Raw genomic sequence first — 24,098 nt, 5'->3', positions numbered from 1 at the left:
TCAGCCGCCAACGTGCCCCTCCTCTGCACACGGGGATGTCCCCGGGCCTGGAAGAGTTGTCGGGCCGTACGACGGGTGAGTTCCGGCCGTTCCACGTGGCCTGCACCACAAGTCCCGTACGGCGCCTCCGTCGCACGAATTTCCGTACCGGCCGATGATCACGGAATCATGGGTGCAAGGATGAGCCCGCCATGACGACAGGGTGGGGTGCTCGCGCAGGACGGGCCGCGGTGTTCGCGGCTGTCTGCGTGCTGCTCACGGCCTTGGGCCACACCCTGATGTCGGAGGCCTCGGTGCCTTGGTGGGCGCTGGGCGCCGGAGCCGCGGCGACGGGCGGTGCCGCCTGGGTGCTCGCCGGACGCGAGCGCGGGCTCGTGGCGGTCGTCGGCGTGGCGGTGGCCGCGCAGGCGGCGCTCCACTCGCTGTTCTCGCTGTCCCAGGTGTTGGTGCGTCCGGAGCCGCCAGGTGGCTCGCTCGCACGGCAGTGGCTGAACCATGTGCTGTGCGGGGCGCCGATGGACGCGGCCTCGTCCGCGGCGGATGCGGGCTCCACGGACATGGGCATGCCCATGGATTCCATTGGCTCCATGTACATGGGTGCCATGCACCACTCCATGAGCGCCATGCACCACATGGGCGCGATGGACTCGATGGACCACATGAGTTCGGCCGGGTCCCTGCACTCGATGGGCTCCATGAGCCCCATGGGCCACGAGATGGGCGGCATGTCCCCGCTCGGCATGCTTCTGGCCCACCTCCTGGCCGCCGTGCTCAGCGGCCTGTGGCTGGCCTACGGCGAGCAGGCCGCGTTCCGTGTCGCCCGGTCATTCGCGGCCTGGATCGTCGCACCCTTGCGGAACCTGCTGCGCTTGCCCGCACCGCGGCACCGTCCGCGTGTGCGCCCGTGTCGAGCGGAGTCCGCTCGCGCGCCCCGCCTGCTCCTCCTCACCCACGCGATCACTTCTCGGGGTCCGCCCGTGGGGACCGCTGTCGCCTGACGACAGCTGGTTTCCCGGGACTTGCGCCGCCTCACGCGCCGCACCCCCGGTCTTCGGCCGTACGCCCAGCCGGGCCGCACGGCCGCCTCCCCACGTACCGGACCGCGGATCACTGTGCCCTGAAGCGGCACGGCCGGTCCCGGTCCTGGTTGACCCGAGAAGGACTCCAGGTGATGACTCCTGCCCTGACGTCGGCCCCACCCGGGGCGGACGCGCACGGGCCGGGCGAACCGGCGGCCTCCCGCGACGACTCGATCACCGCCTGGGCGCTCGCCGCCCGCGCAGGTGACCCGGTCGCCGTCGACCGCTTCGTCCGTGCCCTCCACCGCGACGTGCAGTGTTACGTCGCTCATCTCTGCCACGACGCGCAGGCCGTGGACGACCTCGCGCAGGACACGTTCCTGCGCGCGCTCGGCAGCCTCCACCGTTTCGAGGGCCGGTCCACGGCCCGGACGTGGCTGCTGTCCATCGCGCGCCGCGCGGTGATCGACAGCTACCGGTACGCGGCCACCCGGCCCCGTTCGTCCCACAGCGAGGACTGGGAGACCGCCGCCGAACTGGCCCAGCCGCGCGGCCTGCCCGGCTTCGACGACGGCATAGCGCTCCTCGACCTGCTGGCCACGCTGCCCGCCGAACGCCGCGAGGCGTTCGTGCTCACGCAGATGCTGGGCCTGCCCTACGCGGAGGCGGCCGCACGGAGCGACTGCCCTGTCGGCACGGTCCGTTCCCGCGTGGCCCGCGCCCGCTCTGCCCTTGCCCGGCAACTGGAAGAAGCCGAGCACGAGCAGCCCACGCCGATGCCGGCCTAGGCCCGGGCGGCCGGTGTGGCACCCACCGCACCGGCCGCCCGCCCGGAACTTCACCGCCTCACGAGCCGACAACTGCACCGGCTCGCCCTCGGGCGCCGCACCACCCCTGGACCAGGAGCACCACCGTGTCCGTCACGTCCCCACCCCGCCCCGCCGAAGACAACCAAGGCAACCAGAACGACCAGAACGACCAGAACCATCAGGACAGCCAAGGCAGCGAAGGCAACCCCGCCGCCCCGTCACTCCCGCCCACCAGCAGGTCCACATGGGGATCCCTGCGCCCGCTGGCGCTGCGACTGCACTTCTTCGCCGGGGTGTTCGTGGCCCCGTTCCTGTTCGTCGCCGCCGCTACCGGTTTCCTCTACGCCTGCTCGTTCCATGCTTGCACTCTCTGGTGGTCGTGCCACTCACGTGCCAGAAACGGCGGGGAACCACGGTGAACAACGGGTGTGGCGACGAGGCAACGCGCATTTGATCCGTCTCGTTGCACCAGCTCAGAGGAGGATTCGTCCTCAGAAGCCCCGAGCTTCCCACGCTCAGGCCCAGTTGCCCTACTCAAGGGTGAAGGCGACGACATCAAGGCCAGAGTGGAGCTCACGATTCCAACAGCAATGGGGAAGGCGAGCAGATGGCAGACGCGGAGTGCGCAGCATGCAGGTTCATCCAGGGCGAGGAGCCGATCCCAGGGGGAACGCTTCTCAGGACAGCAAAGTGGGTCGTGCAGCACTCGAAGGGCCCGCTAGGCCTCGGCACGCTGGCGGTCATGCCCGTAAGGCACGTTGTTCATGTATCAGACCTGACTGATGGTGAATCCACGGAACTTGGCCCCCTGTTGCAGCGAACAAGCGCAGCGGTGCACGCCGCTATGAACCCGGAACAGGTCTACGTCTGCCTGTGGTCCCACGCTGACGCGATTCCCGGCCACCTTCACTTTGTGGTGCAGCCCGCGTGCAGAGACGACATGATCCAGCACAACGCGTACGGGCCAGTACTGCAACTGGCGATGTTCCAAGCCAATCGGGTGCCAAGCGCGGCAGCAGTCGAAGAGGTATGCACGCGTCTCCGGGCCGAGCTTCCAGACTTGCAGGGAGGAAACACGCTGAGTGTCTACTGAGGTTGAACTCGTGAATACCGCACAGTCCGAATGCCGCTCCCCGCCGACTGGCGCCTCAGGAGCAATTGTCAAGACCTGTGGATGGAAGCCGCACCGACCCAGCGCTGATAAGCGTCTACGTCGACGTTGCTGCCGCACACGATGGTGACGACGTGCCGGCCGGCGAAGCGGTCACGGTCTTCGAGGATCGCCGCAATGCCGAGCGCAGCCGAAGGTTCGACGACGAGGCTGGCGTGGTCGAGGAGCATCTGCATACCGGCGATGATCGACGCTTCCTGCACCAGAACGGCGTCGTCAGCGACCAGGAGGAGGTCGTCCAGGACGGCCGGAATGGGACGCCGGCCGGCGACGCCGTCAGCGATGGTGTTGGTCGAGTCGGTCGTGACGACACGTCGTTGCCGCCACGAGTGTGTCAGCGCCGGTGCGCCCGCCGGCTGGACGCAGATCACCTCGACCTCGGGCGCCAAGTCCTTCACCACATGGCCCACACCGGTGGCCAGCGCCCCACCGCCGAGAGCAATCAGGACGGCGTCGAACGCCGGCACGGTGTCCACCAGTTCCAGGCCGATGGTCGCCGCGCCCTCGCAGGTCTCGATGTCCAGGCTGTCTTCGACCAGCCGGATGCCTTCGTATCGGGCTACCGCCGCCGCCCGCTCTCGAGCCAGCTCGTGGTCGCCGTCCACCAGCTCCAACCTGGCGCCCAATGCGCGGATGCGATCGAGCTTGGCCACCGTCGCAAAGCGGGACGCCACGACGGTGACGTCGAGCCCCCGGCCGCGACCGGACCACGCGAGGGCTTGGCCAAGGTTGCCCGCGCTGGCGCACACCACGGCTCGCGAGCCACTGCCGGCGAGCAGGCTTGCGACGACCTCGGTGCCGCGGGCCTTGAAGCTGCGGACCGGGTTCGCCGTTTCGAGCTTGATGCTCACCGTGCACCCGAGGCCCGGCTCCAGCGCCTCGCAGCGATACAGCGGAGAGTCGAGAAAGACCGGGTCGATCATCCGGCGAGCCGCCCGAATCCGAGCAGTGTTGAGACGCGTCTCCTGCACGACACGACAGTAGCGCCGCCGAGGCTGGTTCCTGAGCAACGGTAGGGAGTTGTAGTTCGGTTGAGGTGCATCACGCTGCGGCGGGCCCCTCGGGGTGTTCGACGAGGTGACCGTTCTCGAAGCCGGCGCCGGTCCAGAGGCTGCTGGCCGTACGGGTCACCGCCGCGAGCGTCTCCGACAGCGCCGACGGCATCCGCTTGCTACAGCGCCTCAACTCACCTGAGATGACAGATCATCTGGAGGCCCCGAGACCGAAGAAAGATCCTCAAGCGTCACAACATCCAACTCGGACCTGGTGAAGTGAAGCCGGCTGTGGCGCAATGCCCCAGATGGCCACGCTCCCGGACCGTCAAGACTTCGGCAGCATCGACTGCTGGGAACGCGTCTGGCGCGGCGAGAGTCTCTACTTGCATGTCCGTCGCACGGGAACAGCAACCCTGTCTCGGGCGCTGCTCGTCACAGCCGCGTCGGCGCGAGCGATCGAGCCGGTTGGCCGGGCTGCGACGAGAGTGGCGACTGCGATGACCGTCGCCGCAAACGTGAACGACCACAATATGCCGCCGGGCTGATCGACGATCAGCCCGGCCATCGCACCGCCGGCCGAGTTGGCAGCCATCGGAACGGTCACCAGCCAGGTACCGGCCTCGTTTCGCATACCGGCTCGGCTGACACCTGGGCATTGGTCAGAGGGAGCGCGGCGGCATCGGCGCGGACACGAGCTGGTGAGCGGCCGACAGCTTGGTGGAGCATCTGTTCGGAGAGGTCGACACTGATCACGCGGGGGAACTCGCTGCGGAGTAGCTCGGTGAACAGCCCTGTTCCTGATCCGAGTTCTAGGCACACGCCATCAGGGAAGGGTCCGCCACGCTCCAGAGCATCACGCAGCGGTTCGTCTCGCCCCGTAGCCAAGGTGGTGTCCCACTCGGCGGCTATCTGATCGAACTGGTCGGCGATGAAGTGGGACGTCTCGCCGTCCCAGGACCGGCGGCCAACAGCCAGCTCGCGGGCAAAGACGCGGAACTCTTCCGGATAGGGCTTCGGCACAGCGACATCCTTCCCACCCGTCCTACAGGGCAAGCCAGTTCAGATGTCACCCGATCGTGCAGCAGACCCCTTAGCGAACCCGTGCGAGTGTCTAACTGCGTGACAACGCCGACGCACAACGGCGGACAAGTACGGACTCCTGCGGACCATCAGCACAGGTGAGCAGCACAACGGCCCAAGGCGGAGCCCTCACCCAAGTTGCTTCGGGAGCAAGCGGTCTTGAAATAGAGCCGGGCCCTTCTGAGCCTTTCATGATGAGCGGGCGGCGCAGAAGGGGCGCCCCACGTCGTGGGGCGCCCACGACGGCCGACAACTCCTCACCCAGTAGGCAGACACGGATGCCGACACCGGACGAACCCCGATGCACACGTAAGCATGCGAGCGAACTGAACAACATCTACTCCACCTCGAAGCGATGCTGACTAGCTACCGCATTGCCCAGAACCCGCATCGCATGGATGAGGCCTGGCCCTTCTGGAGCCCTGGCAGCCAAGGGCCCTTCGCCGAGTGGCCGTGGCAATGGCTGGGCCGTCACAGTCCGCTGGGCTGGGCTACAGAGATCGAACGCGAGGCGCAGGCGTCCGACCAGCAGGACATTGACCTGTTCTTCAGCTTGTTCGATGAGTACCGAGCCGGGCGCCACCAGGCAGCGCGGTAGAGCTTTCCCTACTTCGTCAAGGCACCCGGCTGCGCTCCGCTCTGCCGGGCGCGCTCCTGGCTCCGCTGCGCGCTGCGCTCCTGCCTTCGGCCCGCTGAGTAAGCCCGAGGGCATGACTCGAGACCCGTGGACGCCACAGCCGCTCAACGACAAGACCATGCCTCCGGCGGGGGCGCTCAGACTCCGGGATGGACGGGGCGGCGTATGCGAGTGCCGGCACATCGTGGCGAGTGTCGGAGGCTGCCATCCCGACCACCTTCGACCCAGGCAGAGCCGAGCAGACGCGGCCCAGGGCGTCAAGGTCGTTCGTACAGTGGCGCGCTCCACCTTGACGCCCTGAACCACGCCCGCTCCACGGTGTGTGGGTCGAAGGCGGACGGGATGGCAGCAGGGACAGTTGTGGTTCCTGTCGGAGCCAGACCCGCGAGTCAATCGGAAACCTCAAATTGGGCACGGTAAGAGCGGCTAATGAGGCCTTGCCGGTGCGGCGTTGCGTGACTCACTGATCGTTTCAGAATGTGGACACGGCGTCATCTGAGGGCGCCCGGCCCGTGCCGCGCGCTCGCCGCCTCGGCTGTGAAAATCACTGTCCGATTGTCGGAACACGGTGATAGAGAGTCCATGTGACAACGACACTTACGTTCCCCGTTCTGTTGCGACTGATCGACGAACGGTCGAGCGCCTTCCGTGCCGCGGTCGCCTCCGCGCCCAGCCTCGACGTGCAGGTGCCGACCTGCCCGGAGTGGACGCTGTTCGATCTGGCGCAGCACATCGGCGAGGGGCGCCGCGCCTGGGCCGCCACCGTCGCCGCAGGGCCTGCTCCGGCCAAGTCCGCAGCGGAGGGCGCCCCGGCTGCGCCTCGGGAGCGCGAGGCACTGCCGGCCTGGTTGGCGGAGTCCACGGAGCAACTGCTGGACGCATTGCGGGAGGCCGGACCGGATCGCGGTTGCTGGACGTGGTGGGGTGCGTCCCAGTCGCCGCAGACCTGTGGCGCCGTCGCCCGGCACCAGCTCCAGCAGATCGCGGTGCACACCTACGACGCCCAGGTCACTGTGGGTGCCCCGGAGCCGCTGCCGGATGAGGTGGCACTCGATGGTGTCGAGGAGTTCCTGTCCACCTGCGTCGCAACGACGAGTGCCTGGCCGCACAAGCCCACTGCCTTCGACTTCCACGCCACCGAGGGCCAGTCCTGGTGCCTCACGGTCGACGGCGACGGCGCACGCTCCACCCGTATCTCCGCGCCCGGCACGACGCCTGTCGCCGCTGCCGACGAGGGCCCGAACGCGGCTGGCGTCTCCGTTCGCGGCACGGCCAGTGAGCTGGTTCTCTTCGTGTACGACCGTATCCCGGCGGACTCCCTGCAGATCGAGGGAGACGCAGGTTTGTTCGACCTGCTCCGCGCGTGGGACCCGGAGGAGTAGGACGGGTGCTGTAGAGCGGCGAAGTAAGCCTTGTCAAGACTGCATGCGGCGTCTGACACCAGCGGCTGACACCAACAAGCACGAACCGCAGCGGTCAGCGCCGGACCGCAGTGAACGATCGACCAAGGCGCAAGGGCCGTTGGCCGACGTTGACAGACCCCCGTGATCGACCTGATAAGGATGAGGCCAGACCTCAAAGCCTTGGACTGTACGGGCGCCAGCCGCATCATCGGCCGGCGCCCGTTGCTTTGGCACGGTCATTGAGACTCCACCGACCTCACGTTGCAGGGCGCCCCGCGCGGAGGTAGTCGAGGTACTCGTCTCCGGCCATGCCTGCGTTCACCCAGCAGTGACGGACCGCCCCGGTTCGACGCTCAGCCTCTGCCATCGCGACCGCCGCATCATCGGTGACAGCAAGCGTCTGGCCTGCTGGACGGTCGCCGACTCGTACCTGCTCGGGCCCGACCTGCTGGTCGCCCCGGTCACCACCGCGGGCGCAACGACGCGCGAGGTGTACGTCCCGGCGGGCGCGCGCTGGACGTGCGCCTGGACCGGCGCCGACTTCGAGGGCGGGGCCCGGGTGACGGTGGGCGCGCCGCTGGAGCGGATACCGCTGTTCCTGCGGGACGGGACGCGGCTACCGGTCTCGGCCTGAACATCCCCGGCCCGCGCCCGCGGTGACCGTCAGCCCGTAGCGCTTCAAATTGGCTTCACCGACTGTGACCTGGTATTTCGTCCGATAGTCAGCCGGCTCGGTGGCATGGGTTGATGAGGTCCGCGACGGCATTTCGGCGCTCGGTCCGGGCTGCGGGCAGGGGGATGATGTTCGGGTCGTCGTTGGGCGCGAGTTGGTCTCGGCCTCGGTGGGGTCGGTGGCTGTTGAAGTGGTCGGCGTAGTCGTGGAGGGTCTTCTCCGCGTGGCCGCGGCCGAACAGCAGGATCCGGTCGGTGCACTCCTCCCGCGCTGAGCATATGAATCGTCACCGCTCCGCATCCCGTGCCGACCGCCAAGGCGACGGGAGCCGGCCTGCACGCGTTCACGGGGCCGCGGTGACCTCGTCGGCTTCCGTCGAGTGTTCCGCGCAGGACGAGGTGACCACCTCCGAACGTCGGGTACCCCGGTCCATGAGGCCTCCCGTGAAGGCGAGGCCCAGGCCGGCCAGGGCGAGAGCCGCCCCGACCAGGTTGGGAGAGGCCCATCCCCAGCCCGCCGAGATGGCCAGGCCGCCGAGCCAGGCACCGCCCGCGTTGGCGAGGTTGAATGCGGAGTGGTTGGAGGCGGCCGCCATCGTCGGAGCGTTCTGCGCCTTGGCCATGAGCAACATCTGGACGGGTGTGGTGATGAGAGAACCCATGGCACCGATGAAGGCGATCGTCACCAGCGCGGGCACGGTGCTGTTGACGGTGAAATAGAACGTCACCAGCGCCGCGGCCAGCAGAGCGAGCCCCGCGTACAGCGTCGGCCTCAGGGCACGGTCCGTGAGCGGGCCTGCGATCACCGTGCCGAGCGTCATGCCGACGCCGTAGAGCGCGAGGACCAGCGTGGTGGAGGAGTCGGAGATGCCCGTCACGTTCGTGAGCATGGGCACCAGGTAGCTGTAGACGGCGAAGAACCCGCCGAACCCGACGACAGCCGTGGCCAGGCCGATCGCGACCTGCCTGTTGCCCATCGCCCGCAGCTCGTGCCGGATACCGGACTGCCGGCCACGTGGCTGGTGTGGAACGAAGAGGGCCAGGGAGGCGAGGGCGATGATGCCGATGACGGCGACTGCCCAGTAGGCGGACCGCCAGCCCAGGTGCTGCCCGAGGGCCGTACTCGCCGGCACTCCGACGATGTTCGCAATGGTGAGCCCGAGGAACATCTTCGACACGGCACGTGCGGCCCGTTCGGGGGCGACCAGCCGGGAAGCGACGACGGCGCCCACACCGAACAGCGCTCCGTGCGGCAGACCTGCCAGAAAGCGCGCGGCGAAGAGCAGTCCGAAGCTGGGTGCGAGCGCGGACGCGATGTTGCCGACCACGAACAGTCCGGACAGGAGCAGCAGCAGCCGCTTGTGGGGAACGCGCGCGCCGATGCCCGTCAGCACGGGGGCGCCGACGACGACACCGAGCGCGTAGGCCGAGACGAGGTTGCCGGCATGCGGCACGGATACGTCGATGCCGTCAGCGATCTGGGGCAGCAGCCCCATCGTGGCGAATTCGGTCGTGCCGATGCCGAACGCGACAACAGCAAGGGCCAGCAGGGCCAGCGGCATGGTGCAGGACACCTTTCGAAGACAGTGGTCTATGAGCGGATGGGTGTGGATGGGACCGGGAAAGTCTCCGACCAGGTGGTCTGTCGCGCTGAGCGCCCTGGCCCGGCGCCACCATGGAGCAGGGATGGACAGAGGTAAGCCCACAAGGCTCAGCAGCGAGGGGGACCCGCGCATTCCAAGATCGACCAGAACGTGTCGGTGACCTCCGTCACCCGTTATCGCCCGTCCTGTTGTGTACTGCTGCCGCCCGTCGCCCGCCCTTTGGTCTGCACACGCACTCCCTCCCGCGAGGGAGTGCGTGTGCAGGGAGCTGTCGTTTGGGGTCGGGCCGGCGGTGGCACTCGCCGTTGCTCGGGGCCGTCCGCTCGGGCCGACGCCGGGTGTTACTCCGGCGTGCACCCGCGCAGGGTGGATGCGATGACGGCGTCCAGTCCGTGCTCGGAGCGGCGCGGGGGCGACGGGGCATTGCTCCTGATCCCTGGCCCCCCTCGTGGGCAGCCGCGTCTCAAGATCCCTTGAGACGCGGCTTTTACATGCCAACCGCAAGGTGCAGGGTTGGTGCGCCTCTCCGTCGGCAGGTCGGCGAGTAACTGGGGCGACTCGCAGCCGCCTGTCCAGGAGGCGCTTGCTGCGGCGCGGGCCGGGCGATCCCCGTACCGTGTTGTGCGCGGGTGGCGACGAGGGCGGCGAGTTCGCCGTGCACTCGGCGATATCCTCGAGGGATTTTCGCGGACCAGGCGCAGGACGAGAAGGCGGATGGAGCGCACGGTGCGGGGGCGCCCTGCCTTCTTCGGCTGGCAGGTCTGGGTGTGCCGCCGGTGCATCAGGTTGCGGTGCCGGCGCAGCACGGTGTCCGGTTGGACGAGCAGCGGCAGCTGGTGGGGGCTGGCCGGGGGAGTGGGGTCAGCAGCGCGGCGAGGAAGGTCCGCTCCTCGGGCCGAAACGTCGGCTTGTCGGTGCCGAGATGGCGTTCCAGGACGGTGATCTGGTGGCGTAGCGCCAGGGTCTCGATGTCTTTGTCACGGTCGCTCATCGGCAGCCGCCGCAGCGCGGCGACGGCGTGGGTGACGGCCGGGTAGGCGAAGCGGATCAGTACGAGGGGCGATCATGCTGTGTTCTGGGAGTAGTTCCGCGAGCGGGGTGACCTGCACGGACGAAGTTTCCGGCAGGCGCAGTGGCGGTGGGGGAGGCGGGGACCGGTGAGGCCAGGCCCTGGCGCTCGATACGGCGGGCGTTCGCCCCGGACCAGCTCACGGTGGGTGTCGGCATGACCTGACGCTAACCCTCATCTGGGTCAGAAGCTGTCCGCTTTGAGCGGTCACCGGATTCCTCCGAGGATGCCCCGGCCTTTAGGCCGGGGAGGAATTGGACTCCTGCGGAGCAGGGCAGAGAAAGCCGGATCGTCGTCAGGGCGATCCGGCGTCCGCCCCGCGTGATGATGAGGAACCCCACCGAGATCAGTTGTTCTCAACTGTCAGTCCTCCCAGATAGGTTGTGCTTCATGACGACCGGAGCGTTGACGGCAGGTGGCGGGCACGCCCGCCACACTTTCCGGCTGCGCCTGTCGTCCACGGCCATCCGCGCACTGGAAGCGGAATGGGCGCGCTGCCGCTGGGTGTGGAACGAGTCGGTGGCCAAGTCGAAGGCCGTGCATCTGCACAACAAGGCCACCGGCGAGAAGACAACGTGCGGCCCGGCGCAGCTCGACAAGATGCTGACCGCGGCCCGTACCGCGAACGCGTGGCTGCGTGAGGGCTCCAGCGTTGTGCAGCAGCAGTTGATACGAGACTTCGCGAAGTCCCGCGCGAAGGCACTGAAAGACATCAAGGCCCGGTTGCCGATACGGCAGCGGGCCGGTATGCCGAAGTACAAGAAGAAGCATCAGGTCGACCCGAGCCTGAACTACACCCAGCGCGGTTTCCGGGTGAAAGACGGCCGTCTGCACCTCGCCGGCGGCATCGCGGCGACGGTCGTGTGGTCGCGTGAGCTGCCCAAGCCGCCGTCCAGCGTGCGCGTCTACCGCGACAGTCTCGGCCACTGGTACGCCTCGTTCGTGGTCGCCACCAGCACCCAGGCGCTTGTCGAAACCGGCTGCGTGATCGGCATCGACTGGGGTGTGAAGGAGACCGCGACCACCACATCCGACGACTACGACCTTCCCCAACACGAGCATGGCCACAAGGCCGCGCAGCGCCTCGCCCGCTACCACCGGATGATGGCCCGCAGGAAGCCGAAGAAGCAGCCCTGTTCGAACGGCTACAAGCGCGCCAAGAAGCAGGCGGCGAAGCTGCACAAGAAGGTGGCCCGGCAGCGCCAGGACACCGCCCGCAAGTGGGCCAAGCGTGTGGTCCGCGACCACGACGCCTTGGCGGTAGAGGACTTCCGCCCGAAGTTCCTGGCGAAGTCGACGATGGCCCGCAAGGCCGCTGACGCTGCGATCGGCGCGACCAAGAGCGCCCTGGTCGAGATGGCCCGTAAACACGGCCGCGCCGTGCACCTCGTCAGCCCCGCGCACACCACCATGGACTGCGCGCACTGCGGTGCGAGAGCCAAGCATCGCCTGCCTCTCTACGAGAGAACGTATACGTGCACCGCGTGCGGAACCGTGTCCCCCAGGGACAAGAACTCCGCCCGCGTGATGCTCGTCCGGGCTGGTCTCAACCCGGCTAGTGCTGATCTTGTAAGCCCTGCCACCTGCTAGGTGCCAGGCAAAGTGAGCTAGGAATCCGCCTGCCTCAGCGGGGGGAGGACGTCAATACGGCAGTTCCGTACGGGGCGCCCAGAGCGTGGACATCGGCGAAGGCGCAGGTCCCGGAGTGGCCGACCGTAGCCCCTCCGGGACCGGCTCCTCAGCGTGTGAAGGCTGCCGGCTGAGCGGTCGGCCGGTGGTCCGGGGTGTAGGACCAGGGGCGGAGCTGTTCCAGGGCCTTGCCGATGCGGAACACGGTCGGGTCGTCGTAAGTCTGGCCGACGATCTGGAGGCCCGTGGGAAGGCCCCAACTGGAATGGCCGCTGGGGACGTTGAGGACTGGGCAGCGGTTGTTTATATTGAAGGGGACGGTCATCGGTGCCCACATGGGCTCACCGTGGTCCTCGCCGTTCACCACCAGGCGGCCCAGGAGGTCGTCTCCGGCGGGCAGGCCCGGGACGGAGGTGGTCGGGCAGATCAGGGCGTCGAAGGGGGCCATCGCCTCGCCCAGCTCGCGCTGCAGCCGGGTCTCGATGCGCAGGCCGTCGAGGTAGGTGACGCGCTCACGGGCGACGGCCATGGTGTCCGCGAAGGCTGCCGCGTACACGGACATACGGTCGCGGTGCTTCGCTTCGATCTCGCAGACGAGGGCGCCGAAGATGGTGGAGAAGTGTGCCCCGAGGCTGATGAGGATGTCGTCCTTGGTCCACGGGAGTTCGATCTCCTCGACGACTGCGCCCGCGTCGGTGAGGGCCCGGGCGACCGCCCGGGTGTTGGCCTCGACCTCCGGGTGGACGTCGTAAGCGCCCAGGCGGACGCACAGCGCGATGCGCATCCCCGCGACCGCGTCGTACTCGGTCGGCAGAACGTGCTTCGGGCGCAGCGACACGTGGTCGCGCGGGTCGGGGCCTGCCAGGACGTTGGCGAAGGTGACGCAGTCGTCCACGGTCCGAGCCATGGGGCCGTCGCCGCGGTAGTGGTCGGCGGACAGCGGTGCGACGCCGGGAATCCGGCCGTACGGGGCCTTGTACCCGACGGTGCCGGTGAAGGCGGCGGGGATGCGGGTCGAGCCGCCGATGTCGGAGGCCGAGGCGAGCAGCGCGGTGCCGGCCGCGAGGGAGGCGCCCGCGCCGCCGGACGAGCCGCCGGGGGTCAACTCGGGGTTCCACGGATTGCGCGTGACGCCCCACAGGCGGCTGTGGGTGAAGGTGGCGATGGAGAACTCGGGGTGGCGGTACGGGCGTGGATGATGCCGCCGGCGTCCAGGATGCGGTCGATCACCGGAGCGTTCTCGGTCGCGGTGTTACCGACGTTGACGAGCGAGCCCTCCGTGAGGGAGCGCCCGGCGATGGCGTGCTTCTCCTTGGTGGCGACCGGGATGCCTTCCAGCGGACGCGGCGTCAGTCCGCCCTTACCGAGGAAACGGTCCTCGGCCTGCCGGGCCTGTTCCAGTGCCTCGTCGAAGAGCTGCTCAGTGAAGGCGTTGATGACCGGCTCGGTCTGCTCCGCGCGGTGGATGACCGCGCGCATCAGCTCCACGGGGGACAGGTCTCGGGCGTCGAAGAGTCGTCGCGCCTCGGTGGCACTGAGGTAGGCGAGATCGGTGCTGGGGTTGTCCGAGTTCATTCGGAAGTCCTTTTCGGATGAGGAGAAGTGAGGAGGGGGCGCTCTCGTGGAGGTGCCGCGAGGCGTCAGCCGATCAGCCGTTTGAGGGCGGCGTTGATCCAGACTGTCGCCTTGGCGGCGGGACTTCGCAGGAAAGCGGCTATGTCCGGACCAAGGGGCACGTCACCGGATTCCTCCGAGGATGCCCCGGTCTTCAGGCCGGGGAGGAATCGGACTCCTGCGGAGCAGGGCAGGGGAAGCCGATTCGCCGGCAGGGCGGGTCGGCGTCCACTCGTCGTGGTGGTGAGGCAGCCCGCATTGGATCGGAACTCTCAACTGTCAGTCCTCCCGGATAGGTTGTTGTTCATGACGATCGCGGTGCAGGAGACGGCAGGTGTCGGGCATGCCCGCTACACCTTCCGCCTTCGTGTGTCGTCCACCGCAACGGGCGCCCTCGAAGCGGAATGGGCGCGGTGTCGGTGGCTGTGGAATGAGTGCTGCGCCCGTTCGAAGAGGGCGCACGCTGAGAATGAGAAGTGTGGTCCGGCTCGGCTGGACAAGATGCTGACCGAGGCGCGTACCTGCATGGGCTGGTTGCGCGAGGGCTCCAGTGTTCCTCAGCAGCAGGTGATACGCGATTTCGCGAAGTCGAGGGCGAAGGCGCTGAAGGACATCAAGGCCGCTTTGCCGATGCGGCGGCGGGCCGGGATGCCCAAGTACAAGAGGAAGCACCAGGACGACTTGTCGTTGAACTACACCCAGCGGGGTTTTCGGCTCAAGGACGGCCGCCTGCACCTGGCGGGCGGCATCGCCGTGACGGTCGTGTGGTCGAGGGCCCTCCCTAAGCCACCCTCCAGCGTCCGCGTCTACCGCGATGGCACCGGAGTTTGGTACGCGTCGTTCGTCGTGGCGAGCGTGACCGAGACGCTGCCGGGAACCGGCCGGGTGATCGGGATCGACTGGGGTGTGAAGGAGACCGCGACCACCACCAGCGATGACCACGACCTTGCCCACCCGCAGCACGGGAAGAACGCCGCCCAGCGCTTGGCGCACTATCAGCGGATGATGTCCCGGCGTAAGCCGAAGCGTGGACACGCCGGATCGAAGGGCTACCGCGAGGCGAAGCGGCAGACGGCGAAGCTGCACAAGAAGGTGGCCCGGCAGCGTCAGGACACCGCCCGCAAGTGGGCCAAAAAGGTCGTCCGCGACCATGACGCCCTGGCCGTGGAGGACTTCCGGCCGAAGTTCCTCGCGAAGTCCACCATGGCCAACAAGGCCGCTGACGCGGCCATCGGCGCGACCAAGACAGCCCTGGTCGAGATGGGCCGTAAGCACGGCCGGTCCGTACACCTGGTGCACCCGGCGCACACCACGATGGACTGCGCAGACTGCGGAGCGAGAACCAAGCACGCGCTGCCTCTCTCAGAACGAACGTATACGTGCACCACGTGCGGAGTGTCCCGGCCTCGGGACAAAAACTCAGCCCGTGTGATGCTCGTCCGGGCTGGTCTCTGTCCCGGCTAGTGCTGATCGTGTAAGACCTGTATCTCCGTCGGGGATCAGGCGACGTGAGCTAGGAATCCCCCTGCTTTAGCTGGGGGAGGTTTCAAATCTCCTGGTGGTCCCCGGCGTGGTCGGCCTCGGTGCCCAGCCACGGGGCGGCCGCAGCGAGCAGGGTCGTCACGCCGGTCCGGATCGTGGGCTCGGGTACAGGGGCGAAGTGCGGGGAGTGGTTGGCGGGAATCGTGTCCGGCAGACCGTCCGTCAGCAGGGCTTCGGGGTCGATGTCCTGGAAGAGGGCGGGGTCGGCGCCGCCGAAGTGCCAGAAGACCGAGGGGACACCGAGGGTCGTACCGAAGACACCGAAGTCCTCGCTGCCCGTGAGGGGTTGGGGCAGGGTGAGGACCCGTTCCCCGCCGAGGACTTCGGCGATCGCGCTGAGCACGGTGCCGGTGGCCCGGTCGTCGTTGACGGTGACGGGGAAGGAGTTGAGTCCGGTGATCTCGGGGTCCTTGGGGGCGCCGGATGCTGCGGCCTCGGCGCGGACGATTCGTTCGACGGCCGCCAGAACCCGGTTGCGTACCGCGGGAGTCGTGGAGCGGACGTTGATCCGCAGTTCGGCGGTGTCGGGGATGATGTTCTCCTTGGTGCCCGCGTGGAGCGAGCCGACGGTCACGACGGCGGTCTGAGCCGCGCCCACCTCCCGGGAGACGACCGTCTGCAGCCGCATGACGACCGCGGCGGCCATGACGATCGGGTCGATGGTGGTCTCGGGAGCGGACCCGTGTCCGCCGCGCCCGAAGAGGCGGACACGCAGGCTGTCGGAGGCGGCCATCACCGGCCCGGGGCGGGTGCCGACGAAGCCGACGGGGGCCGGGGAGACATGCTGGCCGAGGCAGACGTCGGCGCGGGGAAAGCGTTCCAGGAAGCCGTCCTCGATCATGGCCGGTGCCCCGCCGATCTCCTCGGCGGGCTGGAACACGGCGACGACCGTGCCGCGCCACTGCGCACGGGTGGCGGCGAGTTGGCCGGTCGCACCGAGGAGACAGGTAACGTGCATGTCGTGGCCGCAGGCGTGCATGACGGGCACTTCGTTGCCCTCGCCGTCGACGGCGGTCTCGTGGGAGGCGTACGGCAGTCCCGTCCGCTCCTTGACCGGGAGTCCGTCCATGTCTGCGCGCAGCAGGACCACCGGTCCCTCGCCGTTGACCAGGACCCCGACGACGCCGGTGCCGCCGACGCTCTCGGTGACCTTCCAGCCCTGCCTTCGCAGCCGGTCGGCGACGACGCCGGCCGTACGGAACTCCTGGAAGGACAACTCAGGGTGGGCGTGCAGGTCCTCGTAGAGGGCCAGCAGGCCCGGCAGCTCGTCCGGGAAGCCGGACAGCAGGCTCGTGACGGAGGTGGCGGTCATGAGTGCTCCTTTGCGGGCGCGGGCAGTTCGGACGCGCCGGTGGCGGTCCGGAAGGAGGCGGCGTCCTGCGGGGTCAGGAGAGCCATCACGGTGGCGATGGCGGCGCCGAGTGTCAGGAAGGAGAAGGCGACCCGGAACGAGAAGGCGTCGGCGAGCGCGCCGATGACGGGCGGGGCGGCCATGCCGGCGACCTGGCCGCCGAGGATGTTCACCGCGCTGCCCACGCCTACGTCCTCGGCCGCCAGTCCGCCCAGCGGGACGGCGAAGATCGGCATGTAGCAGAGGGAGGCGGCGACCGAGGCGAGCGTGGCGAAGACGACGAAGCCGGTGAGCGAGGTCGAGAAGGTAATGAGGAGCAAGGCGGCGGCCGTCACCGTCATGCTGGGCACGATCACCTTCCGGTGATGGCCGCCGAATCGGTCGGAGAGCCGGCCGCCGACGACGATCGCGCCGGCCGCGGCGAGGGCCGGGATCGCCACGAGGGCTCCGACCGAGGCCAGGGGGACCCCGTACTCCTCGCTGACATAGGACGGGACCCAGGTGTTGAGGCCCCAGACGATCACGCTGTAGCCGAACATCATGGCGCTGAAGCGCCAGATCACGCCCATCCGCAGAACGCCGCCCGCGCGCCTGCCCGCTGTGGTGGTCTCCGGCTCGGTACGGGGCAACGGGGCGGGGAGCCACATCCGTATAGCGACCAGGACGAAGACGCCGAGCGCCGCCGTGGAGAAGAACGCCGAGCGCCAGCCGAAGGCCGCGACCAGGGGAGCGACGACGATCGGGACGAGCACACCGGCCAGGGCGTTGGAGCTCATGATCAGGCCGTTGGCGCCCATCCGCTCCTCCGGCGTGGTCCGCTCGACGAGGACCTTCATCGAGGCCGGCGGGAAGATGCCTTCGGCGGCGCCGAACGCGAAACGCATGACGAGCAGAACGGCGAACGACCAGGCGAATCCTGTCAGCGCGGTGAACACGGACCACGCCAGAAGGGCCCAGAGCGTGATCCGTTGTGCGCCGTAGCGGTCGGTGAGCATCCCGCCGGGTATCTGGCACAGGGCGTAGGCGAGGAAGAACACGGAGACAATCAGGCCCTGTTGCCCGCGGCTCAGGTCGAACTCGGCACCGACGGAGGGCAGGATCAGGTTGATGACGAGCCGGTCGGCGTAGTCGACCAGCCAGGCGGTGAACAGCAGGACGATCGTGATCCGGACGGTTCTCCGGGCGGACTGCGGGGACGGAGCAGACACGCGGCACTCCTCATCGGTGTGGCCGACGCTGGGCATCGGCCGGAAGTGCCCCTACGATCCGGTCTGTGACCGAAGTCCCTGGAGAATTGCAGGAAAGCATCCTGAGAGGAGGGGTAGCACCCGATTTCCGCGACGCGGGTGCGGACGTGCGCTTCTCCGAACTGGACCTGGCTCTCGTCGACGCTTTGCAGGCTGCTCCGCGGGCGCCGTGGTCCCGGATAGGCCGGGCACTCGGCGTCGATGCGACCACAGCGGCTCGCCGCTGGGAGCGACTGCGCGCGAACGGCCTGGCCTGGGTCACCGCGTACGACGCGGCGAAGTCGGCCACCGTCGCCTATGTCGAGGTGCGGTGCCGGCCGCGGGCGCTCGAATCGGTCAGCATCGCCCTGGCCGGCATGCCCTGGGTCTTCAGTGTCGACGAGGCTACGGGCGACTTCGATCTCCTGGCGTCCGTAGCCGCCGCCGACCTTCCCGCCCTCGGCCGCTCGGTCCAGGGCCTGATCGGTGGTCTGGACGGCGTACGGTCCACCCGTACCCGCCTCGGGATCACGCTGTACAGCGAGGGCGGCGACTGGCGGATGCGGGCCATGGAGCCCGCCGGGCACGCGGAACTCTCCACTCCGCGCACCTCTCGCCGGACCGTGTACAGCGCCCACATGCACCACCGGCCGCAGCCCGGCAACCGGGCCATGCTGGAAGCCCTCGGCCGCGACGGACGCCTCGGCTACACCGACCTCGGAGCGACGGCAGGCATCAGCGAACACACCGCCCGGCGTCGGCTTCAGCGCATGATCCGCGACAGAGACGTCACCTTTCGCTGCGACCTGGCCCACCCCCTCGCCGGGCTGTCCACTGTCGTGCTCTATCGCACGGCGGTCCCTCACACCCATCTCGAAGGCACGGGGAACGCGCTGGCCCGGATGGAGGAAGTCCGACTGGCCGTGTCCGTCAGCGGCTCCGACAACCTGCTCGTGATGGTCTGGCTCCGCGGCCTGCACGCCATCGACCCCTTCGAAGCACAACTGGCGGAACGCTTCCCGAACTTGAAGGTCAGCGACCGCACCGTGTTCCTCCATTCCCGTAAACGCATGGGCCGGCTCCTCGACGCCACCGGCCGCGCCACCGGGCACGTTCCCTTCTCCCTGCCACAGGTCTGACCCCGTGTGACCCCCGTGGGCCGACAGCGGGTCTCCGTCCCGGACCCGATTCGGGGACGCCCGAAGCGCTCCAGAACGGTTTCACCGGGCCTGACTTGCAGTGGCACCTGTTGCGCATGAACTCCGCCCAGGTCGGGCTGGAGCGGCGGGGTGCCGGGTCGAGCCCGGCCTTGTTCAGCAGGATCTAGCGCGGAACCCCGGGTGTTCACGCCCGGGAGGAAGCGCTTGTCTGGACTGTTTTGACCCGCGGGTTCCCATGGGTCCGCACGGTTGGCCTCAGCCGGGACGCTTCTGGTTCTCGATGTACTCCTTGATGATCGACAGTGGGGCGTCCCCGCATGAGGCGGCAAAGTACGAGGGTGACCAGAAGTGGTCACCCCACAGGTACGTGTGGATGTGCCCGGGAAACTCCTGACGGAGCCTGCGGGCGGAGACGCCCTTGAGAGAGCCGACCAGCCGGGACAGGGAGACCTTCGGCGGGCAGTGCACGAGCAGGTGCACGTGATCGGTCTCGCCGTTGAACTCGACCGACTCTGTTTCGAAGTCCGCGCAGACGGCGCGCATGACTTCCTCGCAGCGTTGAAGGATCTCGTCGGTGAACGGTCCGCGCCGATACTTGGGTGTGAAGATTAAGTGGGCGTGGAGGGTGTGGACGACCGTGCGACTCCTGCGAATATTGGGGTTTGGCTCCCAGCGTGGTGACATAGATCGTTACGATCGCTCGGGTGAAGCTCGTGACGCAGGTCAAACTCGTGCCGGATGCCGTGCAGGTATCAGCGCTTGAGCGCACCCTGCGCACGGTCAACGAGGCCGCGAACTGGGTGTCGGAGGTGGCGTTCGAGCACGGTGTCCCGCGTGAGTACGAGCTGCGCAAGCACACCTACGGCGAACTGCGGTCGCGGGGACTGGGGGCGCAGGCCGCCCAGCACATCATCAAGAAAACCCGCGACGCCTACACGACGCTCAGGGCCAACATTCGCGCCCGGAATCTCGGCAAGTCTGGATCGAAGCGCCGTTTCAAGGCCGAGTCCAAGCCCATCGCTTATAGGCCCGAGGCCGCGCAACCGTATGACGACCGGTGTTTGAGCTGGCAGTACGACGCGCAGACGGTGAGCATCTGGACAACCGCCGGGCGCATCAAGAACGTCCGCTTCGCCTGCTCGCCTGACGCACTCAAGACGCTCCGGGACCACCGGCAGGGCGAATCGGACCTGATCGAACGCGACGACGTGTTCTACCTGCTCGCGACGTGTGACGTTCCCGAGGCCGAGGAGTACGAGCCCGAACGCTTCATCGGCGTGGACCTTGGAATCGCCAACATCGCCACCACATCCACCGGCCACAAAATCGCCGGGCGCGGCCTGAAGCGCCACCGCAAGCGGCAACTCGACCTGCGCAGGAAACTCCAGGCCAAGGGCACCAAGTCCGCGAAGCGGCTGTTGAAGAAGCGCAACCGGCGCGAACAGCGCCACGCGAGGAACCAGAACCACATCATCGCCAAGACGATCGTGACCGAGGCTGAACGCACCTCGGCCGGGATCTCCCTGGAAGATCTCAAGGGAATCCGGCAGAGGGTACGGCTCCGCAAGCCCCAACGGGTCGCGCTCCACTCCTGGGCCTTTGCCCAGCTGGCAGACTTCATCGTTTACAAGGCCCGCAGGGCCGGCGTCCCCGTGGTCTTCGTCGATCCCGCCTACACCTCGCAGCAGTGTTGCGAGTGCGGCCACATCGACAAGAAGGACCGGGCAAGCCAGGCCCTGTTCACCTGCCGGAACTGCGGGGTCGTTGCCCACGCAGACCGGAACGCTTCCCACAACATCGCCCGCAAGGGCGAGGCTGTGTGGACTGCGGGGCGTGAGTCACGCGTCCCTGCCACCCCATAAGGGTGTCTGGACGGAGGGGCCCACCCAGCAGCCAGTTGGGCGCTACCTCCAAGCCCGGTCCTTCAGGGCCGGGTCAAGATGACAGGGTGGGATCGTCGAATTGGTCGAGGAGTGCTTCGGTGAGTGTGTCGCTCATTGGGGCAGCGGCGCCGTCGTGCAGCGATTGTTCGGCCCAGATGACTTTGCCGCCCGGTGTGTACCGCGTGCCCCACCGTTGGGCGAACTGCGCCACCAGGAACAGCCCACGGCCGCCCTCATCCGTGGTCGCTGCCCTCCGCACATGTGGCGAGGTGCTGGACCCGTCCGACACCTCGCAGATCAGGCTGCGGTAGTGCAGCAGCCGCACTCTGATGGGCGGCGAGCCGTACCGGATGGCGTTGGTGATCAGCTCGCTGAGGATGAGTTCCGTGGTGAACCCGATGTCATTCAGCCCCCATGCCTGCAGTTGCGCCCCGCACTCCGCACGGACCGGGGCCACCGCCGCCGGGTCGGGCGGCACCTCCCAGTGCGCCACCCGGGACGGGTCGAGCAACCGGGTGCGCGCCACCAGCAGTGCGATGTCATCGGACGGGTGCGCCGACGGCATCGCGTCGATCGCCGCCTGACATGTCTCCTCTGGAGTCCGCCCCGCGCCCTCCAGGGCCTGGTGCAGCAGGGCCAGTCCGGTGTCGATGTCCCGGTGGCGGTTCATGATCAGTCCGTCGGTGTACAGCACAAGTCGTGAGCCCTCGGGCAGGCGCAGCTCGGTGGTTTCGAAGGGGTGGCTGCCCAGGCCGAGAGGAGGCGAAGCGGGCACTGCCGGAGAGGTGACGGTCCCGTCCGGATGCACCACCGCCGGGCCCGGGTGTCCTGCTCGCGCGGTCGTGCAGACTCCCGTGACTGGGTCGTAGATCGCGTACAGGCAGGTCGCCCCGGTGACCGCTTCGCTTTGCCGGCCTTGCGGGCTGTCGCCGGTGCTCTCGTCGTTGTCGATGCGGGTGACCAGTTCGTCCAGGTGCCCGAGCAGTTCGTCCGGCGGCAGGTCCAGGGCGGAGAAGTTCTGCACCGCAGTGCGCAGCCGCCCCATCGTCGCAGCCGCGTGCAATCCGTGCCCGACCACGTCACCGACCACCAGTGCCACCCGGGCGCCCGGCAGCGGGATGACGTCGAACCAGTCCCCGCCCACCCCGGCTTCGGCCGGCAGATACCGCCAGGCCACCTCCAGCGCGTCCTGTTCCGGTACCCCCTGCGGCAACAGACTCCGCTGCAGTGTCACTGCCATCGTGTGCTCCCGGGTGAAGCGGCGGGCGTTGTCGATGGCTACCGCCGCTCTCGCCGCCAGCTCCTCTGCGAAGGAGAGGTCTTCTTCTTTGAACGGGGGCGAATCCCCCGTGCGCCAGAAGTTCGTCGTCCCCAGCACCACACCACGCGCCTGGAGCGGCACCGTCACCAGCGAATGCACCCCGCGCTCCAGGGCCCTACTGGCCCCGTCAGGGTCCTGTTCCCGCCACCCCCGGGCCTGTCGCAGGTCGTCCTCCACCACCGCCCGCCCTGTCTCCAGGGCCCGTGCCTGGGGAGCCGTCGGCGAGTAGGTGATCAGCTCTCCGACCGGGTAGATCCCCTCCCGTTCCTGGGACCCCCCGCTGATTGCGGTACGGCGCATCCTCGCCGTCCTGGTCGGCTCCTCGCCCCGCTCCACCGACTCCAGCAGATCGACGGTGACGATGTCGGCAAACCGCGGGGTCGCCACGTCCGCCAGCTCCTGCGCGGTGCGCACCACGTCCAGCGTGGTACCGATCCGTACCCCCGCGTCGTACAAGAGGGTCAACCGCTCCCGCGCCACCTCCGCCCGTCCGGTAACCACTGCCAGCTCCGTGGTGTCCCGCAATGTCACCACCCAGCCTGCTTGACCGCCGTAGGGGGCAGTGGGTCGCATGTTGACCGCCAGCAATCGGTCCCCCGCGCGATGCACCTCATCCGTGGTCGGCTCACCCGACGCCAGCAGCCGCGCCGTATCCGCATCCAACTTCAGCTCTGCCACCTGCCGCTGTTCCGCATCCGCCGGTAGCTCCAGCAGCCGCCGCGCCTCGTCGTTGGCCAGCATCAGCCGCCCGTCGGCACCGATGATCAGTACCCCTTCCCGGACCGCGTGCAGCACCGCGTCATGGTGCTCGTACATCCGCGTCATCTCCGCCGGGCCCAGACTGTGCGTCTGCCCACGCAACCTCCTGGCCACCAATGCCGTCCCGAGAGTGGACAAGGCGAGCGCGGCCGCCCCGGCACCGAAAATGATCGGCATTTGCCGTGCCGAAAGGGCGGTCACCTTGCGGACCTTGATCCCGGCGGAAACCAGGCCGACGACCGAGCCGCGGTCATCGGTCACCGGCACCACCGCCTGGATGACCGGCCCGCTGCCCTCGGCCAGGGGCAGCCCGCGGGCCCACTCGATGGTGGTGCGGCCTTCCAGCGACGGTTTGATGGTGCCAATGAACTTCTTCCCGATCTGTTTCGGGTCGGGGTGCGTATAGCGAATTCCGTTGGTGTCCAGGACAACAATGAAGGTCACCCCAGCCCGCTTCCGGGCCGCTTCGGCACGCGGCTGCAGCACGGCCGTCGGATCCTTGGTGTTCAAGGCCTGGACCGTGCCCGGGGCGTTCGCGAACGCCTCTGCTGCGGTCAGCGACTGGCGCGCGGCCTCCCGCGTACTGTCGCGCCCCGCCTGGAGCACCAGGGCCGTCACCGCGGCCGCAACCAGCAGCACCACGATCACGACCTGCATAACGAACACCTGCCCGGCGACGCTGCGCAGATTCAGCAGAGAGCGCAGCCCCGAGCCCGCGGACTCACCTTGACCAGACGCGGGGCCGGCGAAGAGACGGTGTGACTCATGCCGTTTTAGGCTAGGAAATCCCTTCATATTCACTTTCTAGCACTGTTTTCTGCCCTGCTGTGGGGCGCCCGGGTAGGGGTGTGACCGAGATGTGCCGCGCCTAAGAGACAGCGAGATGATCTTGAAGCCTTGAGTGCCCCACCAATTCACTCGTCGGCGTTGCCGTCGGCTTCGGCGAGGAGGCGGCAGACGGTGGCGAAACCGAGGGGTGCTCGCCCTTTGTTCCTGCCCGAGGGGATGACGAGCTTGCACGCGATCAGTGGGACAGGAACACCCTGGGCGCGCAGGGCGCGGGCGTAGTCGGCCATGTCGTTGTCGACGACCTTGGGTCGCCCGCCGTGACGGCCGCGCTCGCGGGCGGACGCCTGGCCTGTGCGTGCCGACAA

The 24,098-nt window shown here is 68.2% G+C and carries 19 protein-coding genes and 3 pseudogenes; 10 read left to right on the top strand and 12 right to left on the bottom strand.

The features are described from left to right. Window positions 1-191 precede the first annotated feature (191 nt). From OG698_RS10130 to OG698_RS10120, 3 genes are all read left to right on the top strand, one after another. The gene (locus OG698_RS10130) at window positions 192-998 is read left to right on the top strand and encodes a hypothetical protein (protein ID WP_406102735.1); all 807 of its coding nucleotides are present in this window, start codon (window positions 192-194) and stop codon (window positions 996-998) included. 173 nt (window positions 999-1,171) lie between these two features. Next, window positions 1,172-1,807, top strand: a complete 636-nt coding sequence (locus tag OG698_RS10125) for a sigma-70 family RNA polymerase sigma factor (RefSeq protein ID WP_406102733.1) — start codon at window positions 1,172-1,174, stop codon at window positions 1,805-1,807. 125 nt (window positions 1,808-1,932) lie between these two features. Beyond that, entirely contained in the window at window positions 1,933-2,247 is a 315-nt protein-coding gene (locus OG698_RS10120) for a hypothetical protein (RefSeq protein ID WP_406102731.1), read from the top strand. Window positions 2,248-2,989: 742 nt separating this feature from the next. Here the strand turns inward: OG698_RS10120 and OG698_RS10115 are convergent. From OG698_RS10115 to OG698_RS10105, 3 genes are all read right to left on the bottom strand, one after another. Next, window positions 2,990-3,970 carry a threonine/serine dehydratase gene (locus tag OG698_RS10115; protein ID WP_406102729.1) on the bottom strand — a complete coding sequence of 327 codons (981 nt, stop codon included), beginning with the start codon at window positions 3,968-3,970 and terminating at the stop codon, window positions 2,990-2,992. A 70-nt stretch (window positions 3,971-4,040) separates the two neighbouring features. Beyond that, complete coding sequence (locus tag OG698_RS10110; protein ID WP_406102728.1) at window positions 4,041-4,163, bottom strand: hypothetical protein; 123 nt, start codon at window positions 4,161-4,163, stop codon at window positions 4,041-4,043. Window positions 4,164-4,594: 431 nt separating this feature from the next. After that, window positions 4,595-5,014 (bottom strand): class I SAM-dependent DNA methyltransferase, encoded by a 420-nt coding sequence (locus tag OG698_RS10105; RefSeq protein ID WP_406102726.1) that lies wholly within the window; start codon window positions 5,012-5,014, stop codon window positions 4,595-4,597. Window positions 5,015-5,429: 415 nt separating this feature from the next. On the opposite strand from OG698_RS10105, the gene OG698_RS10100 reads away from it, so the two are divergent. The 3 genes and pseudogenes from OG698_RS10100 to OG698_RS10090 all read left to right on the top strand — a co-directional run. After that, entirely contained in the window at window positions 5,430-5,672 is a 243-nt protein-coding gene (locus OG698_RS10100; protein WP_406102724.1) for a hypothetical protein, read from the top strand. 623 nt (window positions 5,673-6,295) lie between these two features. After that, a complete protein-coding gene (locus OG698_RS10095) occupies window positions 6,296-7,093 on the top strand; it encodes a maleylpyruvate isomerase family mycothiol-dependent enzyme (RefSeq protein WP_406102723.1) in 798 nt (265 codons plus the stop codon). A 424-nt stretch (window positions 7,094-7,517) separates the two neighbouring features. Beyond that, window positions 7,518-7,748: pseudogene (locus OG698_RS10090) on the top strand (family 31 glucosidase); the annotation flags it as partial. Window positions 7,749-7,836: 88 nt separating this feature from the next. Here the strand turns inward: OG698_RS10090 and OG698_RS10085 are convergent. The 3 genes from OG698_RS10085 to OG698_RS10075 all read right to left on the bottom strand — a co-directional run bounded on the left by OG698_RS10085 (window position 7,837) and on the right by OG698_RS10075 (window position 10,381). Beyond that, window positions 7,837-8,067 carry a hypothetical protein gene (locus tag OG698_RS10085; RefSeq protein WP_406110947.1) on the bottom strand — a complete coding sequence of 77 codons (231 nt, stop codon included), beginning with the start codon at window positions 8,065-8,067 and terminating at the stop codon, window positions 7,837-7,839. A gap of 63 nt (window positions 8,068-8,130) precedes the next feature. Continuing rightward, window positions 8,131-9,348, bottom strand: coding sequence for an MFS transporter (locus OG698_RS10080; protein WP_406102721.1), 1,218 nt, complete (start codon window positions 9,346-9,348; stop codon window positions 8,131-8,133). Window positions 9,349-10,171: 823 nt separating this feature from the next. Next, window positions 10,172-10,381: a hypothetical protein gene (locus OG698_RS10075; protein WP_406102719.1), complete on the bottom strand. Its 210-nt coding sequence runs from the start codon at window positions 10,379-10,381 to the stop codon at window positions 10,172-10,174. Window positions 10,382-10,849: 468 nt separating this feature from the next. On the opposite strand from OG698_RS10075, the gene OG698_RS10070 reads away from it, so the two are divergent. Then, window positions 10,850-12,049, top strand: a complete 1,200-nt coding sequence (locus OG698_RS10070) for an RNA-guided endonuclease InsQ/TnpB family protein (protein ID WP_406102718.1) — start codon at window positions 10,850-10,852, stop codon at window positions 12,047-12,049. Window positions 12,050-12,197: 148 nt separating this feature from the next. Here OG698_RS10070 and OG698_RS10065 read toward each other — a convergent pair. After that, window positions 12,198-13,567, bottom strand: a pseudogene (locus tag OG698_RS10065) (amidase). 441 nt (window positions 13,568-14,008) lie between these two features. On the opposite strand from OG698_RS10065, the pseudogene OG698_RS10060 reads away from it, so the two are divergent. After that, a pseudogene (locus OG698_RS10060) lies at window positions 14,009-15,236 on the top strand (RNA-guided endonuclease InsQ/TnpB family protein). Between the two features lie 12 nt (window positions 15,237-15,248). On the opposite strand, the gene OG698_RS10055 reads toward OG698_RS10060, so the two are convergent. Together OG698_RS10055 and OG698_RS10050 are read right to left on the bottom strand one after the other, a co-directional pair. Beyond that, on the bottom strand, window positions 15,249-16,556 hold the full coding sequence (locus tag OG698_RS10055) for an amidohydrolase (protein WP_406102716.1): 1,308 nt from the start codon (window positions 16,554-16,556) through the stop codon (window positions 15,249-15,251). Beyond that, on the bottom strand, window positions 16,553-17,803 hold the full coding sequence (locus OG698_RS10050) for an MFS transporter (protein ID WP_406102715.1): 1,251 nt from the start codon (window positions 17,801-17,803) through the stop codon (window positions 16,553-16,555). Before OG698_RS10050 ends, OG698_RS10055 begins: the two co-directional genes overlap by 4 nt. A 146-nt stretch (window positions 17,804-17,949) precedes the next feature. On the opposite strand from OG698_RS10050, the gene OG698_RS10045 reads away from it, so the two are divergent. Then, the gene (locus OG698_RS10045) at window positions 17,950-18,960 is read left to right on the top strand and encodes an Lrp/AsnC family transcriptional regulator (RefSeq protein WP_406102714.1); all 1,011 of its coding nucleotides are present in this window, start codon (window positions 17,950-17,952) and stop codon (window positions 18,958-18,960) included. Between the two features lie 276 nt (window positions 18,961-19,236). Here the strand turns inward: OG698_RS10045 and tnpA are convergent, their stop codons facing one another. Then, window positions 19,237-19,665, bottom strand: coding sequence for an IS200/IS605 family transposase (tnpA, locus tag OG698_RS10040; RefSeq protein WP_406102713.1), 429 nt, complete (start codon window positions 19,663-19,665; stop codon window positions 19,237-19,239). Between the two features lie 20 nt (window positions 19,666-19,685). On the opposite strand from tnpA, the gene OG698_RS10035 reads away from it, so the two are divergent. Further along, a complete protein-coding gene (locus tag OG698_RS10035; protein ID WP_406102712.1) occupies window positions 19,686-20,843 on the top strand; it encodes an RNA-guided endonuclease InsQ/TnpB family protein in 1,158 nt (385 codons plus the stop codon). 73 nt (window positions 20,844-20,916) lie between these two features. Here OG698_RS10035 and OG698_RS10030 read toward each other — a convergent pair whose 3' ends face one another. Together OG698_RS10030 and OG698_RS10025 are read right to left on the bottom strand one after the other, a co-directional pair. Beyond that, window positions 20,917-23,601, bottom strand: a complete 2,685-nt coding sequence (locus OG698_RS10030; RefSeq protein WP_406102711.1) for a SpoIIE family protein phosphatase — start codon at window positions 23,599-23,601, stop codon at window positions 20,917-20,919. Between the two features lie 257 nt (window positions 23,602-23,858). Further along, window positions 23,859-24,098, bottom strand: a complete 240-nt coding sequence (locus OG698_RS10025; RefSeq protein ID WP_406102710.1) for a hypothetical protein — start codon at window positions 24,096-24,098, stop codon at window positions 23,859-23,861.

This window comes from Streptomyces sp. NBC_01003, from assembly GCF_045162695.1.
Classification (GTDB): Bacteria; Actinomycetota; Actinomycetes; order Streptomycetales; family Streptomycetaceae; genus Streptomyces.
The sequence above is the reverse complement of the archived record's forward strand: the minus strand, read 5'-3'. Positions and strand labels throughout refer to the sequence as shown.